This is a genomic window from Streptomyces sp. NPDC016562 (assembly GCF_043076955.1).
In the GTDB taxonomy this organism is placed as follows: Bacteria; Actinomycetota; Actinomycetes; order Streptomycetales; family Streptomycetaceae; genus Streptomyces.
The window spans coordinates 1-21,742 of sequence record NZ_JBIBRZ010000011.1; the positions used below are offsets into that span (position 1 = coordinate 1).

Sequence of the window (21,742 nt, forward strand, 5' to 3'; positions counted from 1 at the left end):
AGAGTAGGACGCCGCCGAACAATCATTGCGGAAGCCCCGCACCAGCCCCCTTTTCGGGGGGTTCGGTGCGGGGCTTTTCTGCGTTTACCGGCCGGTCAGCGGGGGCCGCCGTAGCGGGCCAGGAGATGCCAGACCCGCTTCAGGGCCTGCTGGTCGTGGCGGCCCGTGCGGGCCGCGTCGCCGATGACCCGTGGCGTAAGCCGGCCCGAGACGGCTATCTCCGTGCCGAGGTCCACGTACTCCTGGCCGCGGTACTCGGGGTGGCGGATCAGCTCGGTGACGGTGAGCTGGAATCCCCCGTGCCATTCGGTCGGACAGGGGAGTTTGGCGGCCGCGGCCTCGACCTCCGTGTCCCGGTAGCTGGGGTCCAGTACGAGGGCGGCGACATCGCGGTCGAGCCGGACCGGGGTGTGGACCTGCGCCTCGATGTAATCGTCGAGGGCGTCCTGGTCATCGGCCTCCGCCAGGGCTATCAGGGGCATGCGGGCCGCGACTCCGAAGGATTCGGGTTCGAGGTAGCTGTCCGGGTAGCAGAACGTGGTCCGGGCGAGGGCTTGCGGGGTGAGGCGGAAGTGGGCCGAGCCGAAGCGGGGGGCCGCGCCGGCCGGGTGGTGGCGGTAGTTCAAGGCGCCGTATACGGGGCGGGACTCGGGTGGGACTTCGTCGTACGCGCCGCCGAAGATGCGGCTCTCCCACTGCCAGCGGGCTCCGCCCGGGTGGGCGGTGAGGCCGCCGTTGCTCGTGCCCGTCACGAACTGAGAGCGGTACACGCCCTCCTCGGCCATCGCGGTGAGGAGGGGCACGCCGCCGAAGTCGCGGTCCGGGTGGAAGTTGAGGGTCACGGCCAGGGCCGGGTCCAGGGGCGGGCCGTAGGCGCGTGCGGCGACATGGCGCAGGGCTTCGACGTGCGGGTTTGGTGAATTCACAGATGAAGTCTGCCGGTTGGGCTCATAGGATCGCGTCCATGAACGAGCTCCAGCATGTGATACGTCCGGTGCGCGGTGACGAGTGGGAGCAGGTCAAGGCGCTGCGGATCGCCGCGCTGGGGGATCCCGCCGCCCCGGTGGCCTTCCTGGAGACGGTCGAGCAGGCCGAGGCCCGCCCCGACGCGTTCTGGCAGGAGCGGGCCCTGGGTGCGTCGCACGGGCGGGCGGCCCGGCAGTTCGTCGCCGTGGCTCCCGACGGGCAGTGGGACGCGACGGTGGTGGTGCTCGTGGAGGAGGGCGGTACCAGCGACTTCTTCGGCCAGGACGTCGAGCAGACGCAGGGGCACCTGGTCGGGGTGTTCGTGCGGCCCGAGCAGCGGGGGACCGGGCTGACCGAGGCCCTGTTCGGGGCCGCGCTGGAGTGGGCCTGGTCGCTGGAGGAGCCCGTGCTGGCGCGCGTACGGCTGATGGTGCACGAGGAGAACGCGCGGGCCGCTGCCTTCTACCGGCGGTACGGGTTCGTGCCGAGCGGCTCGGTCGTCGCCGTGCCGGGGGATCCGGCTGCGAAGGAGCTGGAGTACGTGTTCCCGCGGCCCTAGGCCGTCTCTTCCGGATCTTGCCGGGGCCCGCGCCGCCCGGCACCGCGCCTCGCTGCGTTGTCGGGGCGCCCGAGTACGTCCAGTACTCGGGCGCCCCTCCGCCTTGCGATGCACGGCACCGGACGACGCGGGCTCGACCGACAAGATCCGAAAGAGACGGCCTAGTGCGGGGCCGGGTCGAAGGTGGACTGGGGCCAGCGGGTGCGGGCCTGTTCGCGGCTGCGGCACAGGGCCAGCAGGGGGAGCGAGTCGTCCTGGAGGAGCTCGGGCAGCTGGGGGATCGGGGCGACGGCCGCGACGTCCTCCAGGACCAGGGTGAGTGGTGGGTCGAGCCGACCGTGGGATGACCGTACGGCCATGCGGCGGCCGTGCTCGACCACGTGAGAGGCGAGTGCGGTCAGCAGGGGCATCGCACCCGGGTGGGTACGGGGGTCCTCCAGCGGTTCACCCACCACGTAGAGGGTGCCCCCTTCGGCGGCGAACGATGCGAGCGCGAGGGAATCCGCCCGGTTCGGGTTGCAGGCCTCGCGGATGTGGATCGAGGTCAGGCAGGACAGGGCGTGGGCCGTCAGGCTCTGGGCGAGCTCGCGCCGTTGGGGATGGGCGGTGAGTGCGCTCTCCAGCTCGCCGGCCGCGCCGGGGGCGGCCTGGGGGTGGGTGCGCAGGATGCGGACCGGGTCCTGGGCGTTGTTGCCCTGGGCCCAGCGGTGGAGTTGTTTGAAGGGGCGGTCGTCGAGGGCGGCGGCTTGGAGCCAGCTGCGCAGGAGCGTTTCCGCGGTGTCGGCGACGGCTGCGTCGAGGCGGGCCTGGGGGCGTACGGGGGCGAGGAGGGCGAGGGCGCGGGCGGCGGCGGTGTCGCGGTCGGCGCAGCCCTCGGCCGGGTTCCAGTGCAGACGGGCCGGGGTGTCGCAGCGGTGGGAGGGGTCGTAGAGGAGGACCGGGCCGAGTTTGGCGCGGGCGTCCTTGGTCTCGGCCCAGAGGGCGGGGGAGGAGGTCACGATCAGCGCTGCCCCCTCGCTCTCGCCGACGCGCTGCACCGCGGCGCGCAGGCGGTCTTCGGGGCCGCCGTAGGTGATGCGGCTGGTGGCGGGCGGGCGTGCGGGGGCGTAGCCGAAGCCGTAGCGGTAGGCCTCGTCCACCGGGGGCGTCGGCGGCGCCGGGACGGGTGCGGGTGCCGGCGCGGGGAGGGGTGTCGGCGCCGGTGTCTGCGCGGGAAGGGGCGCCCGGGCCGGCTGGGGCTGCGGGGGTTCGTACCGTACGGGGTCCTGCGCGGCCTGTTTGGCCAGGGCGCGGCGGGACTTGGTGCGGGCGACCACCCCGATCGCGAAGACGGTGAGGACGAACATCACCAGGAGCTGGCTGATGAACAGGCCCCAGAACAGGCCCCAGCCCGAGAGGGCGGCGGGGTCCGTGTCCGGCCAGGCGGCGGCGATGTCGTGCGGCTCCGTTATCAGGGCGCGTACGGCCTCCGGGGTGCGGGTGAAGGTGACCGTGTCGGGCCAGGCGCCCTTCGCGAGGACGGCCCCGAGGCCGGTGGCCGACCAGACGAGGACCGCGAGGCCCAGGAGGAAGGCCAGCAGGGCGACGAGCAGGCCGTCGGGGATGCCGCCGCCGCGCGCGGGGGGCTGCGTAGGGGGTGCGTCGTGCATGGTCAGGCCACCGTGGTCGCGGAGCCGGGGCCGCTGCTGCGGCGGCGTTCGATGGCGAGGGCGCGTTCCTCCGCCTCCAGCTCGGCGGCCAGCATGTCGTCGTGGAGGAGGGTGGGGGCGGAGGACTCGGTCATGGCGCGGTCGGTGAAGACCAGGGGGCGTTCGGCTTCGGTGATGAGGTGTTTGACCACTTGGACGTTGCCGTTGACGTCCCAGACGGCGATGCCGGGGGTGAGGGTCGGGATGATCTCGACCGCCCAGCGGGGCAGGCCGAGGACCCGGCCCGTGGCGCGTGCCTCGTCGGCCTTCTGGGCGTAGATGGTGCGGGTGGAGGCCATTTTGAGGATGGCTGCGGCCTCGCGTGCGGCGGCGCCGTCGACGACGTCGGAGAGGTGGTGGACGACGGCGACGAAGGACAGGCCGAGGCGGCGGCCGAACTTGAGCAGGCGCTGGAACAGCTGGGCCACGAAGGGGCTGTTGATGATGTGCCAGGCCTCTTCGACGAGGAAGATCCGCTTCTTGCGGTCGGGGCGGATCCAGGTGTGTTCCAGCCACACGCCGACGATCGCCATGAGGATGGGCATGGCGATGGAGTTGCGGTCGATGTGCGACAGGTCGAAGACGATCAGGGGCGCGTCGAGGTCGATGCCGACGGTGGTGGGGCCGTCGAACATGCCGCGGAGGTCGCCGTCGACGAGGCGGTCGATGACGAGGGCGACGTCGAGGCCCCAGGCCCGGACATCGTCTATGTCGACGTTCATCGCTTCGGCGGATTCGGCCTCGGGGTGGCGCAGCTGTTCCACGATGTCGGTCAGGACCGGCTGGCGGTCGCGGATCGTGTCGACGACGTAGGCGTGGGCGACCTTGAGGGCGAAGCCGGCGCGCTCGTCGAGGCCGTGGCCCATGGCGACCTCGATGATGGTCCGCAGCAGCGCGAGCTGACCGGTCGCGGTGATCGCCGGGTCGAGGGGGTTGAGGCGGATCCCGTCGTCGTTGGCGGCGATCGGATCCAGGCGGATGGGGGTTATCCCCAGCTGCTGGGCGATCAGGTTCCACTCGCCGACGCCGTCCTCGCCCTGGGCGTCGAGGACGACGACCTGGCGGTCCTTGAAGCGGAGCTGGCGCAGGACGTACGTCTTCTCCAGGGCGGACTTGCCGTTGCCGGATTCGCCGAGGACCAGCCAGTGGGGGGCCGGGAGCTGCTGGCCGTAGAGCTGGAAGGGGTCGTAGATGTAGCCCTTGCCGCTGTAGACCTCGCGGCCGATGATGACGCCGGAGTCGCCCAGTCCGGGGGCGGCGGTGGGCAGGTAGACGGCTTGCGCCTGCCCGGTGGAGGTGCGGACGGGCAGGCGCGTGGTCTCGACTTTGCCGAAGAGGAAGCTGGTGAAGGCGTCCGTCAGGGCGGACATGGGATCTCGCATGGGCGGCACTTCCCTCCAGCTAGCGTCGGATGCCGGTGGCGAACGGCAAGGTGTTGACGAAGGCGCGGTGGTGCTCGCGGTCGCACCATTCCAGCTTCAGGTAGGACTTGCCGGCGGAGGCGCGGATGGTGCGCTTGTCGCGGGCGAGGGCTTCGGGTGAACGCGAGGACACGGTGATGTACCCGACCAGGTTGACTCCTGCCGCACCGCTGGCGAGATCTTCACCTCTTTGGTCGAGCCGGCCGTGGGCGGCGATGTCGCGGGGGTCGACGGTGCGGTTCATCTTGGCGGCGCGGCTGGCGTCGGCCTCGTCGTTGGTCTTCTCGGTGAGCATGCGCTCGATGGCCACCTCGGTGGGCTCCAGGTCCATGGTGACGGCGACGGTGCGGATGACGTCCGGGGTGTGGACGAGGAGGGGGGCGAGGAAGTTGACGCCGACGGGGGTCATCGGCCACTCCTTGACCCAGGCGGTGGCGTGGCACCAGGGGGCGCGGGTGGAGGACTCGCGGGTCTTGGCCTGGAGGTAGGTGGGCTCCACGGCGTCGAGCTCGGCCGGCCAGGCGTTGCGCTTGGTCATGGCCTGGATGTGGTCGATGGGGTGGTCGGGGTCGTACATGGAGTGCACGAGGGAGGCGAGGCGGCCCTGGCCCAGGGGCTGGCGGACGCGGATGTCGGCCTCGGCGAGGCGGGCGCAGATGTCGGTGAGCTCGCGGGCCATGACGATGGCGAGGCCGGCGTCGCGGTCGAGCTTGCGGCCCTTGTGGGGGGTGGAGGCGCGGGCGATGGTGACGGCTTCGGCGGCCAGGTCGCGGGTGTAGTGCATGCAGGCGACGAGGTACGCGCGGTGCTGCTCGGAGGAGGTGGACACCATCGACTGGAGCTGGTCGTAGGAGTCGCGCAGCCAGCCGGGGGCCTGGGTGTCGCCGCGCTGGGCCACGTCCTTGGCGTGCGCGTCGGGGTCGGCGGGCAGGGTGCGGGCGAGCATCTGGAGGCGGGTGACGAAGCCGTCGCCGTTGGCCACGTGCTTGAGGAGGGTGCCGAAGCGGTCGACGAGGGCCTCTTGGTCCTCGCTGTCGCGCAGGCCGACGCCGGGGCCCTCGATCTCGATGGCGGCGGTGACGGTGCGGCGGTCCGCGTGGAGCAGGACGGCGATCTCGTCGGGGCCGAAGGGGGCGGCGAGCCAGCTGATGCGGCCGATGCCGGGGGGCGGGCCGACCTCGACCTCGCGGCCGTCGGAGCCGCGGATGCCGGCTTCCATGGCGCCCGAGCGGTACGTGGTACCGCGGCGCAGGGTCCGCTTGTAGCTGCGGCTGATCTCGAACCAGCGGTAGAAGGTGCGGCCCTTGTACGGGACGTACACGGCGGCGAGCGCGAGCATCGGGAAGCCGGCGAGGCTGACGATGCGCAGGGTGAGGTCGGGGACGAGCAGTCCGCTCATCATGCCGAAGAACGCCCCGGCGATGATCAGGGCGATCTCGCCGGTCTCGCGGTTCTTGCCGACGATCGCGTTCGGCCGGGCCCGGCCGATGAGATACGTGCGGCGGGGTGCGACCGGGTGCATCTGGTGGGACTGGGTCGTCAACGCCCGTCACCTCCTGTGTTCCTCGTGCCTGAACTCGTACTCGTGCTCGTGCGGGGCGGGGGTGCGGCGGAGGGGACAGATCCGCCGCCGGACCCACCGCCGGAGGGGCGGCTGCTGTGGGCGGCCACGCCTCCGGAGAGGGGGTTGGCGGGGCGGGGCGCACTGCCGCCGCCGTCGCCTCCGCGGTGGGCTCCGCGGCTGCTGTGGGTCTTGATGCCCTGCGAGACGAGGGAGGCCGGGGAGCTGATGACGGCGGCTGCCTGGGCGCCGTCGGTGGCCTTGCTGCGGTTGGAGCGGGCGGAGGCGATCTCGTCGCCGAAGCCGGGGACGAAGCGGTAGATCATCGCGGAGGCGAAGATCGCCAGGAGGATGATGGCGAGGCCGGTGACGACGGCGGAGAACGCGTTCGGGCCCTTTTCTCCGGTCAGGGCTCCGGCGAGGCCGAGGACGATGACGATGACCGGCTTCACGAGGATGACGGCGATCATGATGCCGGCCCAGCGGCGGACGTGGCCCCAGAGGTTGCGGTCGACGAGCCCGGAGTACACGACGACGCCGAGGAGGGCGCCGACGTAGAGGAGGGCGGCCCGGATGAACAGCTCCAGGAAGAGGATCCCGGCGGCGAGGACGGTGACGAGGGCGACGACGATCAGCATGATCGGGCCGCCGCCGATGTCGTCGCCCTTCTTGAGGGCTTCGGAGAAGGAGCCGAAGAAGACGTCGGTCTGGCTGCCGGTGGCGGAGGCGATGACCTCGGTGACGCCGTCGGTGGCGGAGACGACGGTGTAGAGGACGAGGGGGGTGAAGGCGGAGGCGAGGACGGTGAGCCAGAGGAAGCCGATGGCTTCGGACATGGCGGTGGTGAAGGGGACGCCGCGGACGGCTCGCTTGGCGACGGCGAAGAGCCACAGGACGAGCGTGAGGATGGTGGAGGCGGCGAAGACGACGGAGTACTGCTTGAGGAAGGCGGGGTTGGTGAAGTCGACGTCGGCGGAGCCCTTGACCGCTTCGCTGAGCTTGGTGACGATCCAGGCGGCGGCGTCGGCGCAGCCGCGGGCGAGGGAGGCGAGGGGGTTGAGGGCGTCTCCGCCGTCGCTGGGCGCCAGTCCAGTCCTCGGGGTGCCCCCGGAGGTGCCCGTGCCACTCTGGCAGTACTGCTTCGAGGGGCCGTCGAGCAGGGCGCACGGGTCGTTGCTGGCCTGCGGGGTGGGCGGCGGCGTGGGTGCGGGGGCCGCGTAGGCGCGGGTGGTGAGGGCCACGACGGCAACGTTGGCGAAGGCGATCACACCGAGCCGGCCGGGGAACCGGAGGCTACCGGGCATACGTGAATCCTCCGAATTCCTTGATGGCCTTGCTCATGTCGTCGGACGTCGACACGGGGACATCACCGGGAACTGGGGCGGGCCCGTCCTGCTGGGAGTCGTCCACGACCTTCCAGTCCTCACCGATCCAGCTCAGTTCGAAGGTCCAGGTCTTCCAGAGGGTCCGGACCGGGTCGGTGGACTTGGCGCCGGACATGCCGATCAGGCCCGTGTACCAGACGGCGATCTTCGCGCTGGCCGGGCTGTAGCTTTCGACGCGCGTGCCGATCGGGACGGCGCGGGTGACGAAGGTGCTGCCCTGCGGGGGGTTTCCGTTCGCGTCGAGGCCGAGCTTCGCGAGGAAGGCCGCGGAGTAGGCCTCGTCCTGAGGACCTTTCAGCCCGGTAGCCACATCCGGTGCGTAGATCCCGTCGACGAGGGCGTGCCGGGTGTTCTTCTTGAACATGCCGTCGGAGCCGAGCACCACCGCGTAGTTGGCGGCGGCCGACTGTGCGCCCTGTTCGTCGTGGGCGAAGCCTCTGGGGATGCCGGAGGCTTTGCCGGTGACGGGGAGCGTGCCCGTGGACGTCGTCGAGGAGGCGGCCGGGGCGTTGTCGGCTGGTTTGTTTTCCGGGGTGTCGGGGGTTTGGTTCGCGAACGCGATGGCGGCGATGAGGAGGACCACCACGCCGACCACCGTGACCAGGCTGCGGGTGGGGCGGGGGGTGCGGCGGGTGGGGCCGTACGGGTCGGCGGGGGAGTCCGGGAGGCGGGTGCGGGTCTGGCCCGTGCCGCCGACCTCGCCGTGGCCGCCGCCGTACTGGTCGTCGTTGCTCATTGCGTTTCGGCCCCCTCCGCGTCGTACGACGGTAGCGCTGGTTCCCGCGCAGGCGCGGTGTGGTGAGTCCTCATCAGGTACGGCCGCGGGTGGCCCGGCTAGACGGCCATTCCGTAGACGATGGTGAAGAGGGTGCCGAGGGAGCCGATGATGAAGACTCCGGTCAGGCCGGCCACGATCAGGCCCTTGCCCTGTTCCGCGCTGAACGTGTCGCGCAGGGCCGTCGCGCCGATGCGCTGTTTGGCCGCGCCCCAGATGGCGATGCCGAGGCAGAGGAGGATCGCCACGGCCATGACCACCTCGATCATGACCTTCGCTTCGTTGCCGAGACTGCCGAACGGCCCCCAGTTCGGGGCGATTCCGCCGATGATGGTGGTGATGTCGCCCTTTTCGGCTGCCAGGATCATGTAACTCACCGCCCCTGTATGGGTAGTTCCGGAAGGCCCCGGCCCGACGGCAGGGGTTACGCACTATCTTCGCTGATGAAACCGCCGTCGTCGTCGACTTGACGGGTCTCTTTACCCGATCTCGCGGCCCGCACCCTGCCTGCGCGCTCTGACCAGCAAGAATGTGCGGTCACTCTGTGTATCACGGAGGGTGACGCCGGGCAATGATTGTCGTCTCGGCGTACGGGGGGCGGGGTGAGGGGCCGCCGTTCGGCGTAACGGGGTGCGGGGGCTTGGTCCGACTCGCCGATATTCGTACGACATGTCGGATGGTGTGACCGTTGGTCCGTACGGGGGCGTTGTCAGTGGTGCCCGGCAGGCTGGATGGCATGACGACGACTCCGTGGACCCTTGCCGATGTCGAGGCGGCCATCCGGGCGGGATGGTCCGCCGACACCTCCGAGCCCGCGGGCATCTCGGGGATCTCGTGGTCGGCCGAGAATCCGGCGTGGGGGCAGTGCGACATCACCGCCGTCGTGGTGCAGGACATCGTGGGCGGGGAGCTGGTGGTCGGAGAGGTGTTCCTCGACGGCCGGCAGGAGGGCTACCACTGGTGGAACCAGCTGCCCGGGGGGATGCGGGTCGATCTGACGCGGGAGCAGTTCCGGCGGGGCGAGGTGGTGACGCCGGGTCGGATCGTGACGCGGCCGCCGGGGCGGTTGTCGAGGCGCTGGGAGGAGTACCAGCTGCTGCGGCAGCGGGTCATCGACAAGTTGGGGCCGTTGCCCGGGGTGGTGTGGGTGCCGGGCGGCAGCGGGCCGCGGAAGCTGGCTTACACGGACTTCGGTGGGCCGGGGGCGCCGCTGCTCGCGCTGCACGGGCACTTCGGGGAGGGGGCGCTCTACGCGGACCTGGCGCGGGAGGTCGGGCCGGCGTGGCGGGTGATCGCCCTGGACCAGCGGGGACACGGGGACTCCGACCGGGCGGGGGAGTACACGCGGGAGGGGTACGTCGCGGACGCGGCGGCGGTACTGGAGCACCTCGGGCTCGGTCCGGCGGTGGTGCTGGGGCATTCGCTGGGCGGGGTCAACGCGTACCAGCTCGCGGCGCGGCGGCCGGATCTGGTGCGGGCGGTGGTGGTCGAGGACATCGGGGCGGTGGTCGAGGACGACCTGTCCTTCGCGCGGCAGTGGCCGCGGCGGGCCGCGACCCGGGACGGGTTCCTGGCGGGGGTGGGGAGTGCGGCGCCGCACCTGGCGGGGTCCCTGCGGGAGCATGCGGACGGGTGGGGGCCGGCGTTCGAGGTGGAGGACATGGTGGAGTCCCAGCGGGGGCTGAACGGGGACCACTGGGGGGACTGGCTGGCGGTGCGGAGGCCGACGCTGCTGGTGCGGGGGGATCGGAGCCGGGTGTTGTCGGCGGGGCATGCGCGGGAGATGGCCGTGCGGAGGGCGGGGGTGCGGTTGGTTGAGTTGCCGACGGGGCATGCGGTGCGGGTGGGGGATCCGGAGGGGTTTTTCGCTGCCGTGCGGGGGTTTTTGGCGCGGGTGTGAGGCCGGGCCCGTGGGTGGGGGCCGGGGCCGGGGCCGTTGCCGGGGCTCCGCCCCCGGCCCCGCGCCTCAAACGCCGGCGAGGCTGAAAGAGCGGGGCTCCGCCCCCGGCCCCGCGCCTCAAACGCCGGCGAGGCTGGATTTGGGGCTCCGCCCCGGACCCCGCGCCTCAAGCGCCGGCGGGGCTGGAGGTGGCGGCGGGGGCTGGAAGAGCGGGGCTTCGTGCCGGGTCCCGCGTCTCGCGACGGTGGGGTTTACGTCCAGTGGGTGGGGTGGGTGAGGGTGGGGGGGATTTGGGTGGTGGGGGTGCCTTGGGCTGCGTTGAGTTGGGGTTGGGTGAGGAAGATGGCGCCTCGGAGGTCCGCGTCGCGGAGGTTGGCGTCGCGGAGGTCTGCGCCGATCAGGTCGGCCGTGCGGAGGTCGGCGTGGCTGAGGTCGGCGGCGATCAGGTAGGCGCCGCGGAGGTTCGCGCCGCGGAGGTTGGCGGCGGAGAGGCGGGCGCCCATCAGGTCGGCGCCGCGGTGGTTCTTCTTGCGGCCCGGGACCTTGGCCCGTACGAGCTCGCTGGTCTTCAGGAGCAGGGTGTTGGCCTCCTGGCGCAGGGCGGCGACGTCCAGGTCCGCCAGGGCGGCCGCGTCGGCGCGCGTCCACTGCTCCGTGTCGGCCAGGGCGCGGCGGAGCTGCGCGTGGACCGGGGCGGCGTCCGGGAGGGTCAGGGCCTCGTTGATGTAGAAGAGCAGCTCGTGCAGCTGTCGCATCACCGGGAAGGCCTCGAACATCGCGCGGGCCGTGCCGGGGTGGGTGCGCCAGTCGCGGCCGCCGAAGGTGACCTGGGAGATCTGCTGGCCCGCGCCGTAGCAGTCGAAGACGGTGCAGCCCTGGAAGCCCTGGTCGCGCAGCCGGGTGTGGATCGTGCAGCGGAAGTCCTGCTGGAGGTTCTTGCAGGGGGTCCCGGCGGGCTTGTTCACGGCGAAGTCGTTGGACTTGGCGAAGGGCAGGGCTACGCAGCAGAGCGCGAAGCAGTTCGCGCAGTCCGCCTGGAGGACGGGGAGAGTGGTCGGCACGTGCCTATTGTCTCCCGGCGTCGTCAGCGGTGAGCATCGCCGCATGACAGAAGTGATCGCAGTCGCCGTTATTACCCTCCTCGCCGTGATCAGCCCGGGCGCCGACTTCGCCATGGTGGTCCGCAACAGCTATCTCTACGGGCGGCCCACCGGCCTGTTCGCCGCCGCCGGGGTCGCGGCGGGCGTGCTGGTCCACGTCTCCTACACGATGCTCGGGGTCGGTCTGCTGATCGCCTCCTCCACCGCGCTGTTCACCGCGATCAAGCTGGCGGGCGCGGCCTACCTGGTGTGGATCGGGATACGGACCTTCCGGGCGCGGGCCGAGGTGACCGTGGACCTGGAGTCGAAGCCGGGGCTGACCGGGGCCGCGGCGATGCGGTCGGGGTTCTTGACCAACGTGCTGAATCCCAAGACGACGCTGTTCGTCGTCTCGACCTTCACGCAGGTCGTCCACCCGGACACGCCGGTGTGGCAGCAGGCGGGCTACGGGGTGTTCATGTCGGCGGCGCACCTGGGCTGGTTCGGGGCGGTCGCGCTGTTCTTCTCCGACTCCCGGCTGCGCGACCGGATGCTGAAGGCGCAGAAGACGCTGAACCGGGCCATCGGGTCGGTGCTGGTGGGGCTGGGGGTGGGGCTGGGGTTCGCCCGCTGAGGGGGCGGCGCGGGGCTGGTGCCGCCGGTTACCTGTCGGTAGCGTGCTGGGTATGGGCGCTGTCGAGGGGTTCTTCGAACGAGTTGATGCCGGGCGGTTCACCGCCACCGAGTACACGCGCGGCCCCTGGGACCCGGGCTCGCAGCACGCCGGCCCGCCGGCCGCCCTGCTCGGGCGGGCGGTCGAGGAGCGGCCGGGTGCGCGGGCGGACATGCGTATCGCCCGGATCACGTACGAGATCCTGCGCCCGGTGCCGATCGGTGACCTGGAGGTCACCACCAGCGTGGTCCGGGCCGGGCGCAGCACCGAGGTGGTCGAGGCCGCCCTCGGCCCGGTGGGCGCCGCGCCCGTGATGCTGGCGCGGGCCCTGCGGATCAGGGTGGCGCCGGAGGCGGTGCCGGCCGTGGTGGCGGGGCCGCAGCTGCCGCCGCCGGGGGAGGTGGAGGTGACGCCGTTCTTCCCGGTGCCGTGGGAGCGGGGCTACCACTCGGCCATGGAGACCCGGTTCACGCAGGGCACGTTCGTCGAGCTGGGTCCCGGGACGTGCTGGATGCGGATGAAGGTGCCGCTCGTCGCGGGGGAGGAGACCAGGCCGCTGGACCGGGTGCTGATCGCCGCCGACTCGGGCAACGGCATCAGCTCGGTGATGGACTTCGGGCGCTACGTGTTCATCAACAGCGACCTGAGCGTCCACCTGCACCGCCATCCGGTGGGCGAGTGGGCCTGCGTGGAGGCCCGTACGAGCGTGGACGCGGCCGGGATCGGGCTGGCCGACGCGCAGCTGCACGACGAGAAGGGGCCCATCGGCCGCAGCGCGCAGAGCCTCTTCGTCGCGCCCCGCCAGGAGGGCGGCCGGGCCGGGGCGTAGGGGTCAACCCGGCTGCGAGGCAGGGCAGTCGGTGTGGCAGGCTCGGCCGGGTGGAGGCGCTCAGCTCGACCGATCCGGCCCGCATAGGGGCCCACGCACTGCTCGCCCGGCTCGGCGCCGGTGGCATGGGACAGGTGTACCTCGGGCGTTCCCCGGGTGGGCGCCTGGTGGCCGTCAAGGTCATCCGGGACGAGATCACCGGCCACCCGGAGGCGCTGGCGCGCTTCCGCCGGGAGGCCGGGACGGTGCGCGCGGTGCGGTCGGCGTACACGGCGAACCTGATCGACGCCTCGCTGGCGGCGCCCCCGTTCTGGATCGCCACCGAGTACGTGGCCGGCCCGACGCTCGCGCACGCCGTCGGGGCGGGCGGGCCCCTGCCGGCCGAGACCTGCCGCCGGCTGTTCGCGTCGCTCGCGGAGGGCCTGGCGAGCGTCCACGCGTACGGGGTCACGCACCGGGACCTCAAGCCGCAGAACGTGATCCTGGGCGCGCAGGGCCCGCAGCTCATCGACTTCGGCATCGCGCGCGGCGTGGAGGACACGGCTCTCACGCAGGACGGCCAGGCGCCCGGGACGCCGGGGTACACCGCGCCCGAGGTGCTGCTGGGCGGCGAGGCGGGGCCGGCCGCGGACGTGTTCGCGCTCGGGGCGACGCTCGCGTACGCGGCGACCGGGCGGCCGCCGTTCGGCACGGGCGTGGCGGCCACGGTCAGCTACCGCGCGGTGCACGAGCCGGTCGACGTGGCCGGGGTGGAGCCGGATCTGGCGGCGCTGATCGGGGCCTGTGTGGCGAAGGACCCGGCGGCCCGACCCGGGCCGGCCGAGGTCATCAGCCGCTGCGGCGTCCGGGACGCGCTGGTGGACGACCCGGTGTACGTGGGGCTGGGGGCGCTCGGGGAGCCGGTGCCGGTGCACGAGATGCGCACGCAGGGGCCCGGGTATCCGTACGTGCCCACGCAGCAGGCGCATCCGGCGTACGAGGTGCAGCCCGCGGGGCCGGAGCGCCCGGCCGGTCGGCGGCGCGGGGCCCTGGCCGGTGCGGGGGTGGCCGTGACGGTGGCGCTCGCGCTGGCGGCGTGGAAGCTGATGCCGTTCGACGGCAGCCGGGACGAAGCCGGAGGCTCCGGTTCCACGGCCACGCCCCCCGCAGCGGCATCCGGCGGCCCGGCGTCCGGCGGCCCCGCGTCCGGCAGCCCCGCGTCCGACGGTCAGGCGCCCGGAGCCGCCGCCTCCAAGGGCGGCGCCAAGCCCCCGGCCCCCTACATCGAGAACAACCGGATCTCGCGCTACCTGTGGACCCCGTCCCCCGATCCGGACAAGGCCGCGCACGGGGTCGGCCAGTGCAACCAGGTCCCCGAGGCGAAGACGCCGGGCGCCGACTTCCAGTACTCGGTCTCGACCACCCGCTCCGACCCCGGCCCCGGGGCGGCGCCCGGCACCTCCGTCCGCATCAGCATGCGCGTCAAGTACGCGGAGATGGCGCAGACGGCGCCCGATCCGTACTACGTGGCCGTGGCGGTCAAGTCCCCGCACGACATCTCACCGGACACCGGCAAGCCCTTCCCCATGGACAACAGGGCCGTCGGCTACACCAGCAAGCCCACCGACGTCTACACCCACTGGAAGTCGGGCGGCGACGTGACGCTGACGTATCCGGACGACTTCGCGCAGCACGCCGCGGGCAAGACCTGGCCCGCCGTGCCCGTCGGCAACGACCCGGGGGACTGGACGGTGGTGTTCTACCACGTCGAGGATGACCCTACGAAGTACGACAGCATTGCCTGCACCGGCTTCCAAGTGGGGTAGTAAACATGCGACACGGCCGAATCGCACGTTGAAGTGACGGGGATGGGGGAGGGTTGACGGGTGCGCAGATTCTGGATGGCCGGTGGGATCGGGATCGGGCTGTGTCTGACCTTCGTGGCGCTGCTCGTCGTCGGGACGTACTCGGCCGCGGCGGGCCTGGCGGGCGCGGCGGGTGGCCGGGCCGTGGGCCTGACCAAGGGGGCGGTGCCCGCCAAGTACCAGTCGCTGGTGGAGAAGTGGGGCGCGCTGTGCCCCGCCATCAGTCCGCCGCTGCTGGCCGCTCAGCTGTACTCCGAGAGCGGCTGGAACCCGAGCGCCGTCAGCCCGGCGGACGCGCGTGGCATCGCGCAGTTCATCCCGGGCACCTGGGCGGGGCACGGCATCGACGGGGACGGCGACGGGGACCGGGACATCTGGGACCCCAATGACGCCATCCCCTCCGCCGCCTCCTACGACTGCGAGCTGGCCAAGGACGTGGCGAGCGTGCGCGGCGACGCGACGTCGAACATGCTGGCGGCGTACAACGCGGGTGCCTACGCGGTCATCAAGTACGGGGGCGTGCCGCCGTACAAGGAGACCCAGGGCTACGTGAAGGCCATCACGACCCTGGCGAAGAGCTTCGAGCGGCCGGTGGGCCGGGTGGCGCCCTCGCAACAGGCGGCCGGAGCCATCTACTTCGCGCAGAAGCAGCTGGGCACGCCGTACCTGTGGGGCGGTAACGGAACGCCCGACCAGGACGGGCGGTTCGACTGCTCGGGGCTGACCAAGGCCGCGTACGAGACGGTGGGGATCCAGCTCCCGCGGGTCGCCAACGACCAGTACAACGCCGGGCCGCACCCCTCGCGCGATCAACTGCTGCCCGGGGACCTGGTGTTCTTCTCCGATGATCTGACGAACTCCCGGACGATCCGGCACGTCGGGCTCTACGTGGGCGGCGGCTACATGATCAACGCCCCCTACACCGGGGCCGTGATCCGCTTCGACAAGATCGACACGCCGGACTACTTCGGTGCGACGCGCGTGACCAAGGACGGCGCGGAGGCCCTTCCGGAGCGTTCCGCTCCTGGTCGGACGCCGTAGCAACTCTCCGTGAACCAAAGGCCCTGAGCTGCGACGACGTGTCACTCTTCGATAACGTTGGAGTGATCATTCGGTGGAGAGTGGAACGTAGTCGCCAGAACGGGCGTTCCATGAACGCGGGGGTTGATCAAGTGGGGGGCGAAGGGGCGCACACCGGCGTGCGCCCGCGGGCGAACCACGGCAAGGGCAAGGGGCCGCATCACCATGGCTGGACTCACAACCGGTGGGCCGAACGTGGATGTCAGCCTGCTGTACGAGGTCAACGGACAGGCCCGGCAGGCCCCGGGCTGGCTGGACCGGGCCGTGAGCCTGGCCGGTGAGTACGGAATCGTGCTGGCCCTGGTGCTCCTGGTCCTGTGGTGCTGGCGCGCCGCCCGCCGGCAGGACGAGGCCACCGCCGTCGAGTCCTTCGCCGCGCTGGTGTGGGCCCCCCTGGCCGCCGCGCTGGCCCTCCTCGTGAACGTGCCGCTGCGTCAGTTCGTCGCCCGCCCGCGGCCGTTCCACCAGCACGACGGCCTGCAGGTGCTCGATCCCGGCTTCGGCGCGGAGATCGGGAACACCGGCTTCTCCTTCGTCAGCGGGCACACCACCCTCGCGATGGCCCTGGGCGTGGGCCTGTTCGTCGCCAAGCGGAAGTACGGGGTGCTGGGCATCGGGCTCGCGCTCGCCGAGGGCTTCTGCCGCGTGTACATGGGCGTCAACTACCCGACCGACGTGATCGGCGGGCTCGCGCTCGGCACCGCCGTCGTCCTGGTGCTCGCGCCGCTCGCCATGGCGGTGCTGACCCCCGCGGTGCGGGCGGTGGCGCGCTCCCGGCGCCTCGGGCAGCTCGTACGGTCCAAGGGCCGGGCCCTTCCCCGGCCGGTCGGCCTGCCCCAGGCGCAGACCCCGCCCGCGGGGCAGCGTACGCACGAGAGCGACCTCGCCGCCTGACCCCGCCTGACCCCGCCTGACCCGTACGGCCGGGCCCGTCAGGTCTGCGCGTACGAGTCCCATACGGCGAGCAGGACGGCCACCAGGAGGCACAGCCCCGCCGCGCCGAAGCAGACGCGGACCGCAGGCGGGCGGGGGCGGGGCGTCACGGGTCGCCGCCGTCGGTGTCGCCCTGGCGGCGGTACTGGGAGCGCAGCCACAGCCCGGTGGTGACGGCCGCGGCGGAGGTGACCCCGACGGCCAGGGCCACGTCGGCCGGTCTGTCCGCCGAGCCCACGGGTCTGGCCCGGGCCGCGGCGGCCGGGGCGGACACGATGAGCAGGGCCCAGAAGAGGGCTGCGACGCGGGGTGCGGATCCTGGCATGAGTCAAGGGCATCCGCTGCGGCGCGCCCCGGCCAGCCGGGCCGTCCGAACGGGCGAGAGCCGCTACGAGCCACCCAGCCACCCGTCGGGCTACCCCGCCGGGTGGCGGGCGGCGTCCTTGCGGGCCAGGTCGCGGGAGCGGCGGGCCGGGCCGGTCCATCCGCAGGTGCAGACGGCCAGGCAGAACGAGCCGCGTTCGGCGGTGGACGTGGCGTGGCCGGCGGCGGACGGCTGGGCCGCGGCGTCCGGGCGCGGGAGCGGCACGGAGGCGAGCGGAGGGAGCGGGGGCGCGTCGGTAGGCGGTTCCACGGCTCCACGGTACCTGGGGGGGACGGCGGCCGGGGAGCCCCGCGGCCCGTGACGGGAAACCCCGGACCTCGTTAAACGGAGCGGGTGGGGGCCTCGGGCAAACAGCGGTCATGCGTTGGGGGTTGGCAGGCGATGGTGGTTCACCGGCACAAGCGTCGGCGCGAACGTGCGGGTGAGGCGTTGCTCGCCGCCGGCGTCACCCTGGCGCTCACCGCGATGAGCGGCTGCGCGGGCGACGCCGCCAGCGACGACCGGCCTCCGGCGGACCCGGCGGCGGTGGTCCGCGGGGCCGCCGACGCGCTGGCGAAGACGGGGAGCGCGCGGACCCGTACGGCCATGGAGATGGCCACGGGCGGCACCCGGGTCACGATCCGCGGCGAGGGCGGGGTCGACTTCAAGCACCGGATGGGCCAGCTCCTGGTGATGCTCCCGGCGGACGTGAAGGGCAAGGCGGAGCACCGGCCCATCACCGAACTGCTCGTGCCGGGCGCCCTCTACATGAAGAACCGCGGTGCGGGCGTGCCCGTCGACAAGTGGGTCCGGATCGACACGACGGCCCTCGCCGACGGGAACCTGGTCACGGGCGGGGCCACCGATCCGCTGGTCGCGGCCGAGCTGCTGCGCGGGGCGCAGGAGGTCACGTACGTCGGGGAGACCGAGGTGGCGGGCACCAGGGTGCGGCACTACCGGGGGACGACCGACATCGGACGGGCCGCGCGCAGCGCGGTGCCGGAGCTGCGGGGAGCACTGGAGGCGGCGGCGAAAGGGTTCAGCACGGACACGGTGCCGTTCGACGCCTACCTGGACGAGGAGGGGCGGCTGCGGAAGGTCCGGCACCGCTTCACCTACGTCAACAATGGCGTGATCGATGTCTCGTCGACGACGCTGCTGTACGGGTTCGGGACGCCGGTGACCGTCGTATTGCCCGCAAGCGGGGACATTTACGCGGGGAAGATCGCCGAGTAGGGCGGCGGCTGGGGCGATCGGGCCATGGGCCGGTATCCGGAAATGGTCCATCCGTGTCATGCGGGGGAAGGCCCCGGCTCCCTACGCTGGGACCGGGCGCCGGTGAGGGCCGGTGGACGGTGGCAGATTGAGGTGACACGCGTGACTCCCGCAGGCGGTACGACGGTGCAGGACCACGTGGCTCTCGCCGAGATCGAGCTCTGCGGCGAGCTGATCATCGCGGCGTCCGCGGCAGCCGAGGAGCGGCTCAGCCAGGACCGGATCGACGAGGTGTTGATGGGGATCTGGGCCGGCTGACCGCCGTGTCCGGGGCTCACGCACGCGCCGAGGCGCAGCAGGTCAGGTGCGCAGGAGCCGGGCGATGGCCTTCGTGGCCTCTTCGACCTTGGCGTCGATCTCGGTGCCGCCCTTGACCGCCGCGTCGGCGACGCAGTGGCGCAGGTGTTCCTCCAGGAGCTGGAGGGCGAAGGACTGGAGCGCCTTCGTGCTGGCCGAGACCTGGGTGAGTATGTCGATGCAGTAGACGTCCTCGTCGACGAGCCGCTGGAGGCCGCGGATCTGGCCCTCGATCCGGCGCAGCCGCTTGAGGTGCTCCTCCTTCTGGTGGTGGTAGCCGTGGACCGCTCCGCCGTCGTGGGGGTTCCCCGCCGCCTCGATGGTCGTCATACGTCCTCCCGTGCTGCGGAATGAGGGGGCGCGAAGGTGCATACCCCTCATGGGTATAGGGTACTGGGCTCCGCCCGATGGGGCAGGGGTCCCGTGGTCCTCACTCTGCCTGATGGAGGACACTGGGGAACCGCCGGTTAGCCGTGGCCGGGGGATGCGCCTAGCATCAGCCTGACCGAATCCAATGCACCCCGAGGACCTCACGTGCGATTTCGTCTGACCCCCAGGGAGACGAGCTTCTACGACATGTTCGCCGCATCCGCGGACAACATCGTCACGGGCTCCAAGCTCCTCATGGAACTGCTCGGAGCGGACTCCTCCGCCCGGGCCGAGATCGCGGAGCGGATGCGGGCTGCGGAGCACGCGGGAGACGACGCGACCCACGCGATCTTCCACCAGCTCAACTCCTCCTTCATCACGCCGTTCGACCGCGAGGACATCTACAAGCTCGCCTCGTCGCTCGACGACATCATGGACTTCATGGAGGAGGCCGTCGATCTCGTCGTCCTCTACAACGTGGAGGAGCTCCCCAAGGGAGTCGAGCAGCAGATCGAGGTGCTGGCGCGCGCGGCCGAGCTGACCGCCGAGGCCATGCCGCACCTGCGGACGATGGACAACCTCACCGAGTACTGGATCGAGGTCAACCGGCTGGAGAACCAGGCGGACCAGATCCACCGCAAGCTGCTCGCGCAGCTCTTCAACGGCAAGTACGACGCCATCGAGGTGCTGAAGCTCAAGCAGATCGTCGACGTGCTCGAAGAGGCGGCCGACGCGTTCGAGCATGTTGCGAACACGGTGGAGACCATCGCGGTCAAGGAGTCCTGAACCTCGTGGACACCTTCGCTCTGGTCGTGACCATCGGTGTCGCGCTCGGCTTTACCTATACGAACGGTTTTCACGACTCCGCGAACGCGATCGCGACCTCCGTCTCGACGCGGGCGCTGACCCCGCGCGCGGCGCTGGCGATGGCCGCCGTCATGAACCTCGCCGGTGCCTTCCTGGGCAGCGGGGTGGCCAAGACGGTCAGCAAGGGCCTGATCGAGACGCCGCACGGCAACCGGGGCATGTGGATCCTCTTCGCGGCGCTGGTCGGCGCGATCGTGTGGAACCTGATCACCTGGTACTTCGGTCTGCCCTCGTCCTCCTCGCACGCGCTGTTCGGCGGCATGGTGGGCGCGGCGCTGGCCGGCGGCATCGGCGTCCTGTGGGACGGCGTGGTCGAGAAGGTCGTCATCCCGATGTTCGTCTCCCCGGTCGTCGGCCTGGTCGCCGGCTACCTGGTGATGGTGGTCATCCTGTGGCTCTTCCGCCGGGCCAACCCGCACAAGGCGAAGCGCGGCTTCCGTATCGCGCAGACGGTCTCGGCGGCCGCCATGGCGCTCGGTCACGGCCTCCAGGACGCGCAGAAGACGATGGGCATCGTCGTGATGGCCCTGGTCATCGCCGACGTGCAGGCCGCGGACGCGGCGATCCCGGTGTGGGTCAAGATCGCGTGCGCCGTGATGCTGTCGCTGGGTACGTACGCGGGTGGCTGGCGGATCATGCGTACGCTCGGCCGCAAGATCATCGAGCTGGACCCGCCGCAGGGCTTCGCGGCCGAGACCACCGGCGCCTCGATCATGTTCGGCTCGGCGTTCCTCTTCCACGCGCCGATCTCCACCACCCACGTGATCACCTCGGCGATCATGGGCGTGGGCGCGACCAAGCGGGTGAACGCGGTCCGCTGGGGCGTGGCCAAGAACATCATCCTCGGATGGTTCATCACGATGCCGGCGGCGGCCCTGGTCGCCGCGGTGAGCTTCTGGATCGTGAACCTGGCGTTCGTCTAGCCGGCGACGAGAACCAGCCAGGACGAGAACGGGCCGGCTCCCCCCACCCAGGGGGAGCCGGCCCTTTTCTTTCTTCCGCCGTGCGGTGGCACCGCCATGCAGCACCGCAGGACGCGGGGTCACGCGGCGCAGCCGCGTGAGGTCTCGTCCGGCCGGTCTAGCCGAAGCGGCCGGAGATGTAGTCCTCGGTCGCCTGCACGGACGGGTTCGAGAAGATCCGGTCCGTGTCGTCGATCTCGACGAGCTTGCCGGGCTGGCCGACCGCCGAGAGGTTGAAGAAGGCGGTGCGGTCCGAGACGCGGGCCGCCTGCTGCATGTTGTGCGTCACGATGACGATCGTGAAGCGCTCCTTGAGCTCGCCGATCAGGTCCTCGATCGCGAGGGTGGAGATCGGGTCGAGCGCCGAGCAGGGCTCGTCCATCAGCAGGACCTGGGGCTCGACCGCGATGGCGCGGGCGATGCACAGACGCTGCTGCTGGCCGCCGGACAGGCCCGAGCCCGGCTTGTTCAGGCGGTCCTTGACCTCGTTCCAGAGGTTGGCACCCTGGAGGGACTTCTCGACGATGTCCTGGAGCTCGGACTTCTTGAAGGAGCCGTTCAGCCGCAGGCCGGCCGCCACGTTGTCGAAGATCGACATGGTGGGGAAGGGGTTGGGGCGCTGGAAGACCATGCCGACGGTGCGGCGGACCGCGACGGGGTCCACGCCGGGGCCGTACAGGTTCTCGTCGTCCAGGAGCACCTTGCCCTCGACGCGGCCGCCGGGGGTGACCTCGTGCATGCGGTTCAAGGTGCGCAGGAAGGTGGACTTGCCGCAGCCGGAGGGGCCGATGAAGGCGGTCACGGAGCGGGGTTCCACGGTCATCGAGATGTCGTCGATGGCCTTGTGGGCGCCGTAGAAGGCGGACAGTCCGCTGACGTCGATTCGCTTTGCCATGAGGGGTCACTTCGCTTTCG

At 71.6% G+C, this 21,742-nt stretch carries 23 protein-coding genes; 11 read left to right on the forward strand and 12 right to left on the reverse strand.

The window, feature by feature from the left end:
• Positions 1–95: 95 nt before the first annotated feature.
• The gene (locus ACF059_RS31390) at positions 96–926 is read right to left on the reverse strand and encodes a DUF3626 domain-containing protein (protein ID WP_392063961.1); all 831 of its coding nucleotides are present in this window, start codon (positions 924–926) and stop codon (positions 96–98) included.
• Positions 927–964: 38 nt separating this feature from the next.
• On the opposite strand from ACF059_RS31390, the gene ACF059_RS31395 reads away from it, so the two are divergent.
• Positions 965–1,525, forward strand: a complete 561-nt coding sequence (locus ACF059_RS31395) for a GNAT family N-acetyltransferase (RefSeq protein WP_392063964.1) — start codon at positions 965–967, stop codon at positions 1,523–1,525.
• 161 nt (positions 1,526–1,686) lie between these two features.
• Here the strand turns inward: ACF059_RS31395 and ACF059_RS31400 are convergent, their stop codons facing one another.
• The 6 genes from ACF059_RS31400 to ACF059_RS31425 all read right to left on the reverse strand — a co-directional run bounded on the left by ACF059_RS31400 (position 1,687) and on the right by ACF059_RS31425 (position 8,723).
• The gene (locus ACF059_RS31400) at positions 1,687–3,174 is read right to left on the reverse strand and encodes a type VI secretion protein (protein WP_392063967.1); all 1,488 of its coding nucleotides are present in this window, start codon (positions 3,172–3,174) and stop codon (positions 1,687–1,689) included.
• Between the two features lie 2 nt (positions 3,175–3,176).
• Positions 3,177–4,595 (reverse strand): ATP-binding protein, encoded by a 1,419-nt coding sequence (locus tag ACF059_RS31405; protein WP_360894379.1) that lies wholly within the window; start codon positions 4,593–4,595, stop codon positions 3,177–3,179.
• A 19-nt stretch (positions 4,596–4,614) separates the two neighbouring features.
• A complete protein-coding gene (locus ACF059_RS31410) occupies positions 4,615–6,177 on the reverse strand; it encodes an SCO6880 family protein (protein WP_392063970.1) in 1,563 nt (520 codons plus the stop codon).
• Positions 6,174–7,499 carry a hypothetical protein gene (locus tag ACF059_RS31415; RefSeq protein WP_392063972.1) on the reverse strand — a complete coding sequence of 442 codons (1,326 nt, stop codon included), beginning with the start codon at positions 7,497–7,499 and terminating at the stop codon, positions 6,174–6,176. The genes ACF059_RS31410 and ACF059_RS31415 overlap by 4 nt, the downstream gene beginning before the upstream one ends.
• The gene (locus tag ACF059_RS31420; protein WP_392063975.1) at positions 7,489–8,316 is read right to left on the reverse strand and encodes a hypothetical protein; all 828 of its coding nucleotides are present in this window, start codon (positions 8,314–8,316) and stop codon (positions 7,489–7,491) included. The genes ACF059_RS31415 and ACF059_RS31420 overlap by 11 nt, the downstream gene beginning before the upstream one ends.
• Positions 8,317–8,414: 98 nt before the next feature.
• Positions 8,415–8,723 (reverse strand): hypothetical protein, encoded by a 309-nt coding sequence (locus ACF059_RS31425; protein ID WP_008742356.1) that lies wholly within the window; start codon positions 8,721–8,723, stop codon positions 8,415–8,417.
• A gap of 368 nt (positions 8,724–9,091) precedes the next feature.
• Between ACF059_RS31425 and ACF059_RS31430 the strand changes: the two genes are divergently transcribed.
• Positions 9,092–10,255 carry an alpha/beta fold hydrolase gene (locus ACF059_RS31430; protein ID WP_392063978.1) on the forward strand — a complete coding sequence of 388 codons (1,164 nt, stop codon included), beginning with the start codon at positions 9,092–9,094 and terminating at the stop codon, positions 10,253–10,255.
• 251 nt (positions 10,256–10,506) lie between these two features.
• Here ACF059_RS31430 and ACF059_RS31435 read toward each other — a convergent pair whose 3' ends face one another.
• Positions 10,507–11,361 carry a pentapeptide repeat-containing protein gene (locus ACF059_RS31435; protein WP_392063981.1) on the reverse strand — a complete coding sequence of 285 codons (855 nt, stop codon included), beginning with the start codon at positions 11,359–11,361 and terminating at the stop codon, positions 10,507–10,509.
• Here ACF059_RS31435 and ACF059_RS31440 point away from each other — a divergent pair.
• From ACF059_RS31440 to ACF059_RS31460, 5 genes are all read left to right on the forward strand, one after another.
• On the forward strand, positions 11,360–11,968 hold the full coding sequence (locus ACF059_RS31440; RefSeq protein WP_366868439.1) for a LysE family transporter: 609 nt from the start codon (positions 11,360–11,362) through the stop codon (positions 11,966–11,968). The two genes, ACF059_RS31435 and ACF059_RS31440, sit on opposite strands and share 2 nt — an antisense overlap.
• A 52-nt stretch (positions 11,969–12,020) precedes the next feature.
• Positions 12,021–12,836 (forward strand): thioesterase family protein, encoded by an 816-nt coding sequence (locus ACF059_RS31445; protein WP_392063985.1) that lies wholly within the window; start codon positions 12,021–12,023, stop codon positions 12,834–12,836.
• Positions 12,837–12,886: 50 nt separating this feature from the next.
• Positions 12,887–14,641: a protein kinase gene (locus tag ACF059_RS31450; protein ID WP_392063988.1), complete on the forward strand. Its 1,755-nt coding sequence runs from the start codon at positions 12,887–12,889 to the stop codon at positions 14,639–14,641.
• A gap of 75 nt (positions 14,642–14,716) precedes the next feature.
• A complete protein-coding gene (locus ACF059_RS31455) occupies positions 14,717–15,721 on the forward strand; it encodes a bifunctional lytic transglycosylase/C40 family peptidase (protein ID WP_366868450.1) in 1,005 nt (334 codons plus the stop codon).
• A 204-nt stretch (positions 15,722–15,925) separates the two neighbouring features.
• Positions 15,926–16,654, forward strand: a complete 729-nt coding sequence (locus tag ACF059_RS31460; protein ID WP_392063991.1) for a phosphatase PAP2 family protein — start codon at positions 15,926–15,928, stop codon at positions 16,652–16,654.
• Between the two features lie 145 nt (positions 16,655–16,799).
• On the opposite strand, the gene ACF059_RS31465 is transcribed toward ACF059_RS31460, so the two are convergent.
• Entirely contained in the window at positions 16,800–17,018 is a 219-nt protein-coding gene (locus ACF059_RS31465) for a hypothetical protein (RefSeq protein ID WP_392063994.1), read from the reverse strand.
• Positions 17,019–17,108: 90 nt separating this feature from the next.
• Positions 17,109–17,327, reverse strand: a complete 219-nt coding sequence (locus ACF059_RS31470) for a hypothetical protein (protein ID WP_392063997.1) — start codon at positions 17,325–17,327, stop codon at positions 17,109–17,111.
• 132 nt (positions 17,328–17,459) lie between these two features.
• Here ACF059_RS31470 and ACF059_RS31475 point away from each other — a divergent pair, with 132 nt between their 5' ends.
• Both ACF059_RS31475 and ACF059_RS31480 read left to right on the forward strand, forming a co-directional pair.
• Positions 17,460–18,293, forward strand: a complete 834-nt coding sequence (locus ACF059_RS31475; RefSeq protein ID WP_392064000.1) for a hypothetical protein — start codon at positions 17,460–17,462, stop codon at positions 18,291–18,293.
• Positions 18,294–18,434: 141 nt separating this feature from the next.
• Complete coding sequence (locus tag ACF059_RS31480; protein ID WP_360894414.1) at positions 18,435–18,590, forward strand: hypothetical protein; 156 nt, start codon at positions 18,435–18,437, stop codon at positions 18,588–18,590.
• 42 nt (positions 18,591–18,632) lie between these two features.
• On the opposite strand, the gene ACF059_RS31485 is transcribed toward ACF059_RS31480, so the two are convergent.
• A complete protein-coding gene (locus ACF059_RS31485; protein ID WP_360894346.1) occupies positions 18,633–18,959 on the reverse strand; it encodes a metal-sensitive transcriptional regulator in 327 nt (108 codons plus the stop codon).
• Between the two features lie 204 nt (positions 18,960–19,163).
• On the opposite strand from ACF059_RS31485, the gene ACF059_RS31490 reads away from it, so the two are divergent.
• Positions 19,164–19,784, forward strand: a complete 621-nt coding sequence (locus ACF059_RS31490) for a DUF47 domain-containing protein (protein WP_243631357.1) — start codon at positions 19,164–19,166, stop codon at positions 19,782–19,784.
• A gap of 5 nt (positions 19,785–19,789) precedes the next feature.
• Positions 19,790–20,788 carry an anion permease gene (locus ACF059_RS31495; protein WP_392064004.1) on the forward strand — a complete coding sequence of 333 codons (999 nt, stop codon included), beginning with the start codon at positions 19,790–19,792 and terminating at the stop codon, positions 20,786–20,788.
• Between the two features lie 157 nt (positions 20,789–20,945).
• Here the strand turns inward: ACF059_RS31495 and pstB are convergent, their stop codons facing one another.
• A complete protein-coding gene (gene pstB / locus ACF059_RS31500; protein ID WP_360894338.1) occupies positions 20,946–21,722 on the reverse strand; it encodes a phosphate ABC transporter ATP-binding protein PstB in 777 nt (258 codons plus the stop codon).
• Positions 21,723–21,742 lie beyond the last annotated feature (20 nt).

Bases quoted from the DNA above. Each gene is read 5' to 3' on its own strand.
- ACF059_RS31395 (WP_392063964.1), top strand. From the start codon at position 965: ATGAACGAGCTCCAGCATGTGATACGTCCGGTGCGCGGTGACGAGTGG.
- ACF059_RS31400 (WP_392063967.1), bottom strand. From the start codon at position 3,174: ATGCACGACGCACCCCCTACGCAGCCCCCCGCGCGCGGCGGCGGCATC.
- ACF059_RS31405 (WP_360894379.1), bottom strand. From the start codon at position 4,595: ATGCGAGATCCCATGTCCGCCCTGACGGACGCCTTCACCAGCTTCCTC.
- ACF059_RS31415 (WP_392063972.1), bottom strand. From the start codon at position 7,499: ATGCCCGGTAGCCTCCGGTTCCCCGGCCGGCTCGGTGTGATCGCCTTC.
- ACF059_RS31420 (WP_392063975.1), bottom strand. From the start codon at position 8,316: ATGAGCAACGACGACCAGTACGGCGGCGGCCACGGCGAGGTCGGCGGC.
- ACF059_RS31425 (WP_008742356.1), bottom strand. From the start codon at position 8,723: ATGATCCTGGCAGCCGAAAAGGGCGACATCACCACCATCATCGGCGGA.
- ACF059_RS31430 (WP_392063978.1), top strand. From the start codon at position 9,092: ATGACGACGACTCCGTGGACCCTTGCCGATGTCGAGGCGGCCATCCGG.
- ACF059_RS31440 (WP_366868439.1), top strand. From the start codon at position 11,360: ATGACAGAAGTGATCGCAGTCGCCGTTATTACCCTCCTCGCCGTGATC.
- ACF059_RS31435 (WP_392063981.1), bottom strand. From the start codon at position 11,361: ATGCGGCGATGCTCACCGCTGACGACGCCGGGAGACAATAGGCACGTG.
- ACF059_RS31445 (WP_392063985.1), top strand. From the start codon at position 12,021: ATGGGCGCTGTCGAGGGGTTCTTCGAACGAGTTGATGCCGGGCGGTTC.
- ACF059_RS31455 (WP_366868450.1), top strand. From the start codon at position 14,717: ATGGCCGGTGGGATCGGGATCGGGCTGTGTCTGACCTTCGTGGCGCTG.
- ACF059_RS31460 (WP_392063991.1), top strand. From the start codon at position 15,926: ATGGCTGGACTCACAACCGGTGGGCCGAACGTGGATGTCAGCCTGCTG.
- ACF059_RS31465 (WP_392063994.1), bottom strand. From the start codon at position 17,018: ATGCCAGGATCCGCACCCCGCGTCGCAGCCCTCTTCTGGGCCCTGCTC.
- ACF059_RS31475 (WP_392064000.1), top strand. From the start codon at position 17,460: ATGGTGGTTCACCGGCACAAGCGTCGGCGCGAACGTGCGGGTGAGGCG.
- ACF059_RS31485 (WP_360894346.1), bottom strand. From the start codon at position 18,959: ATGACGACCATCGAGGCGGCGGGGAACCCCCACGACGGCGGAGCGGTC.
- pstB (WP_360894338.1), bottom strand. From the start codon at position 21,722: ATGGCAAAGCGAATCGACGTCAGCGGACTGTCCGCCTTCTACGGCGCC.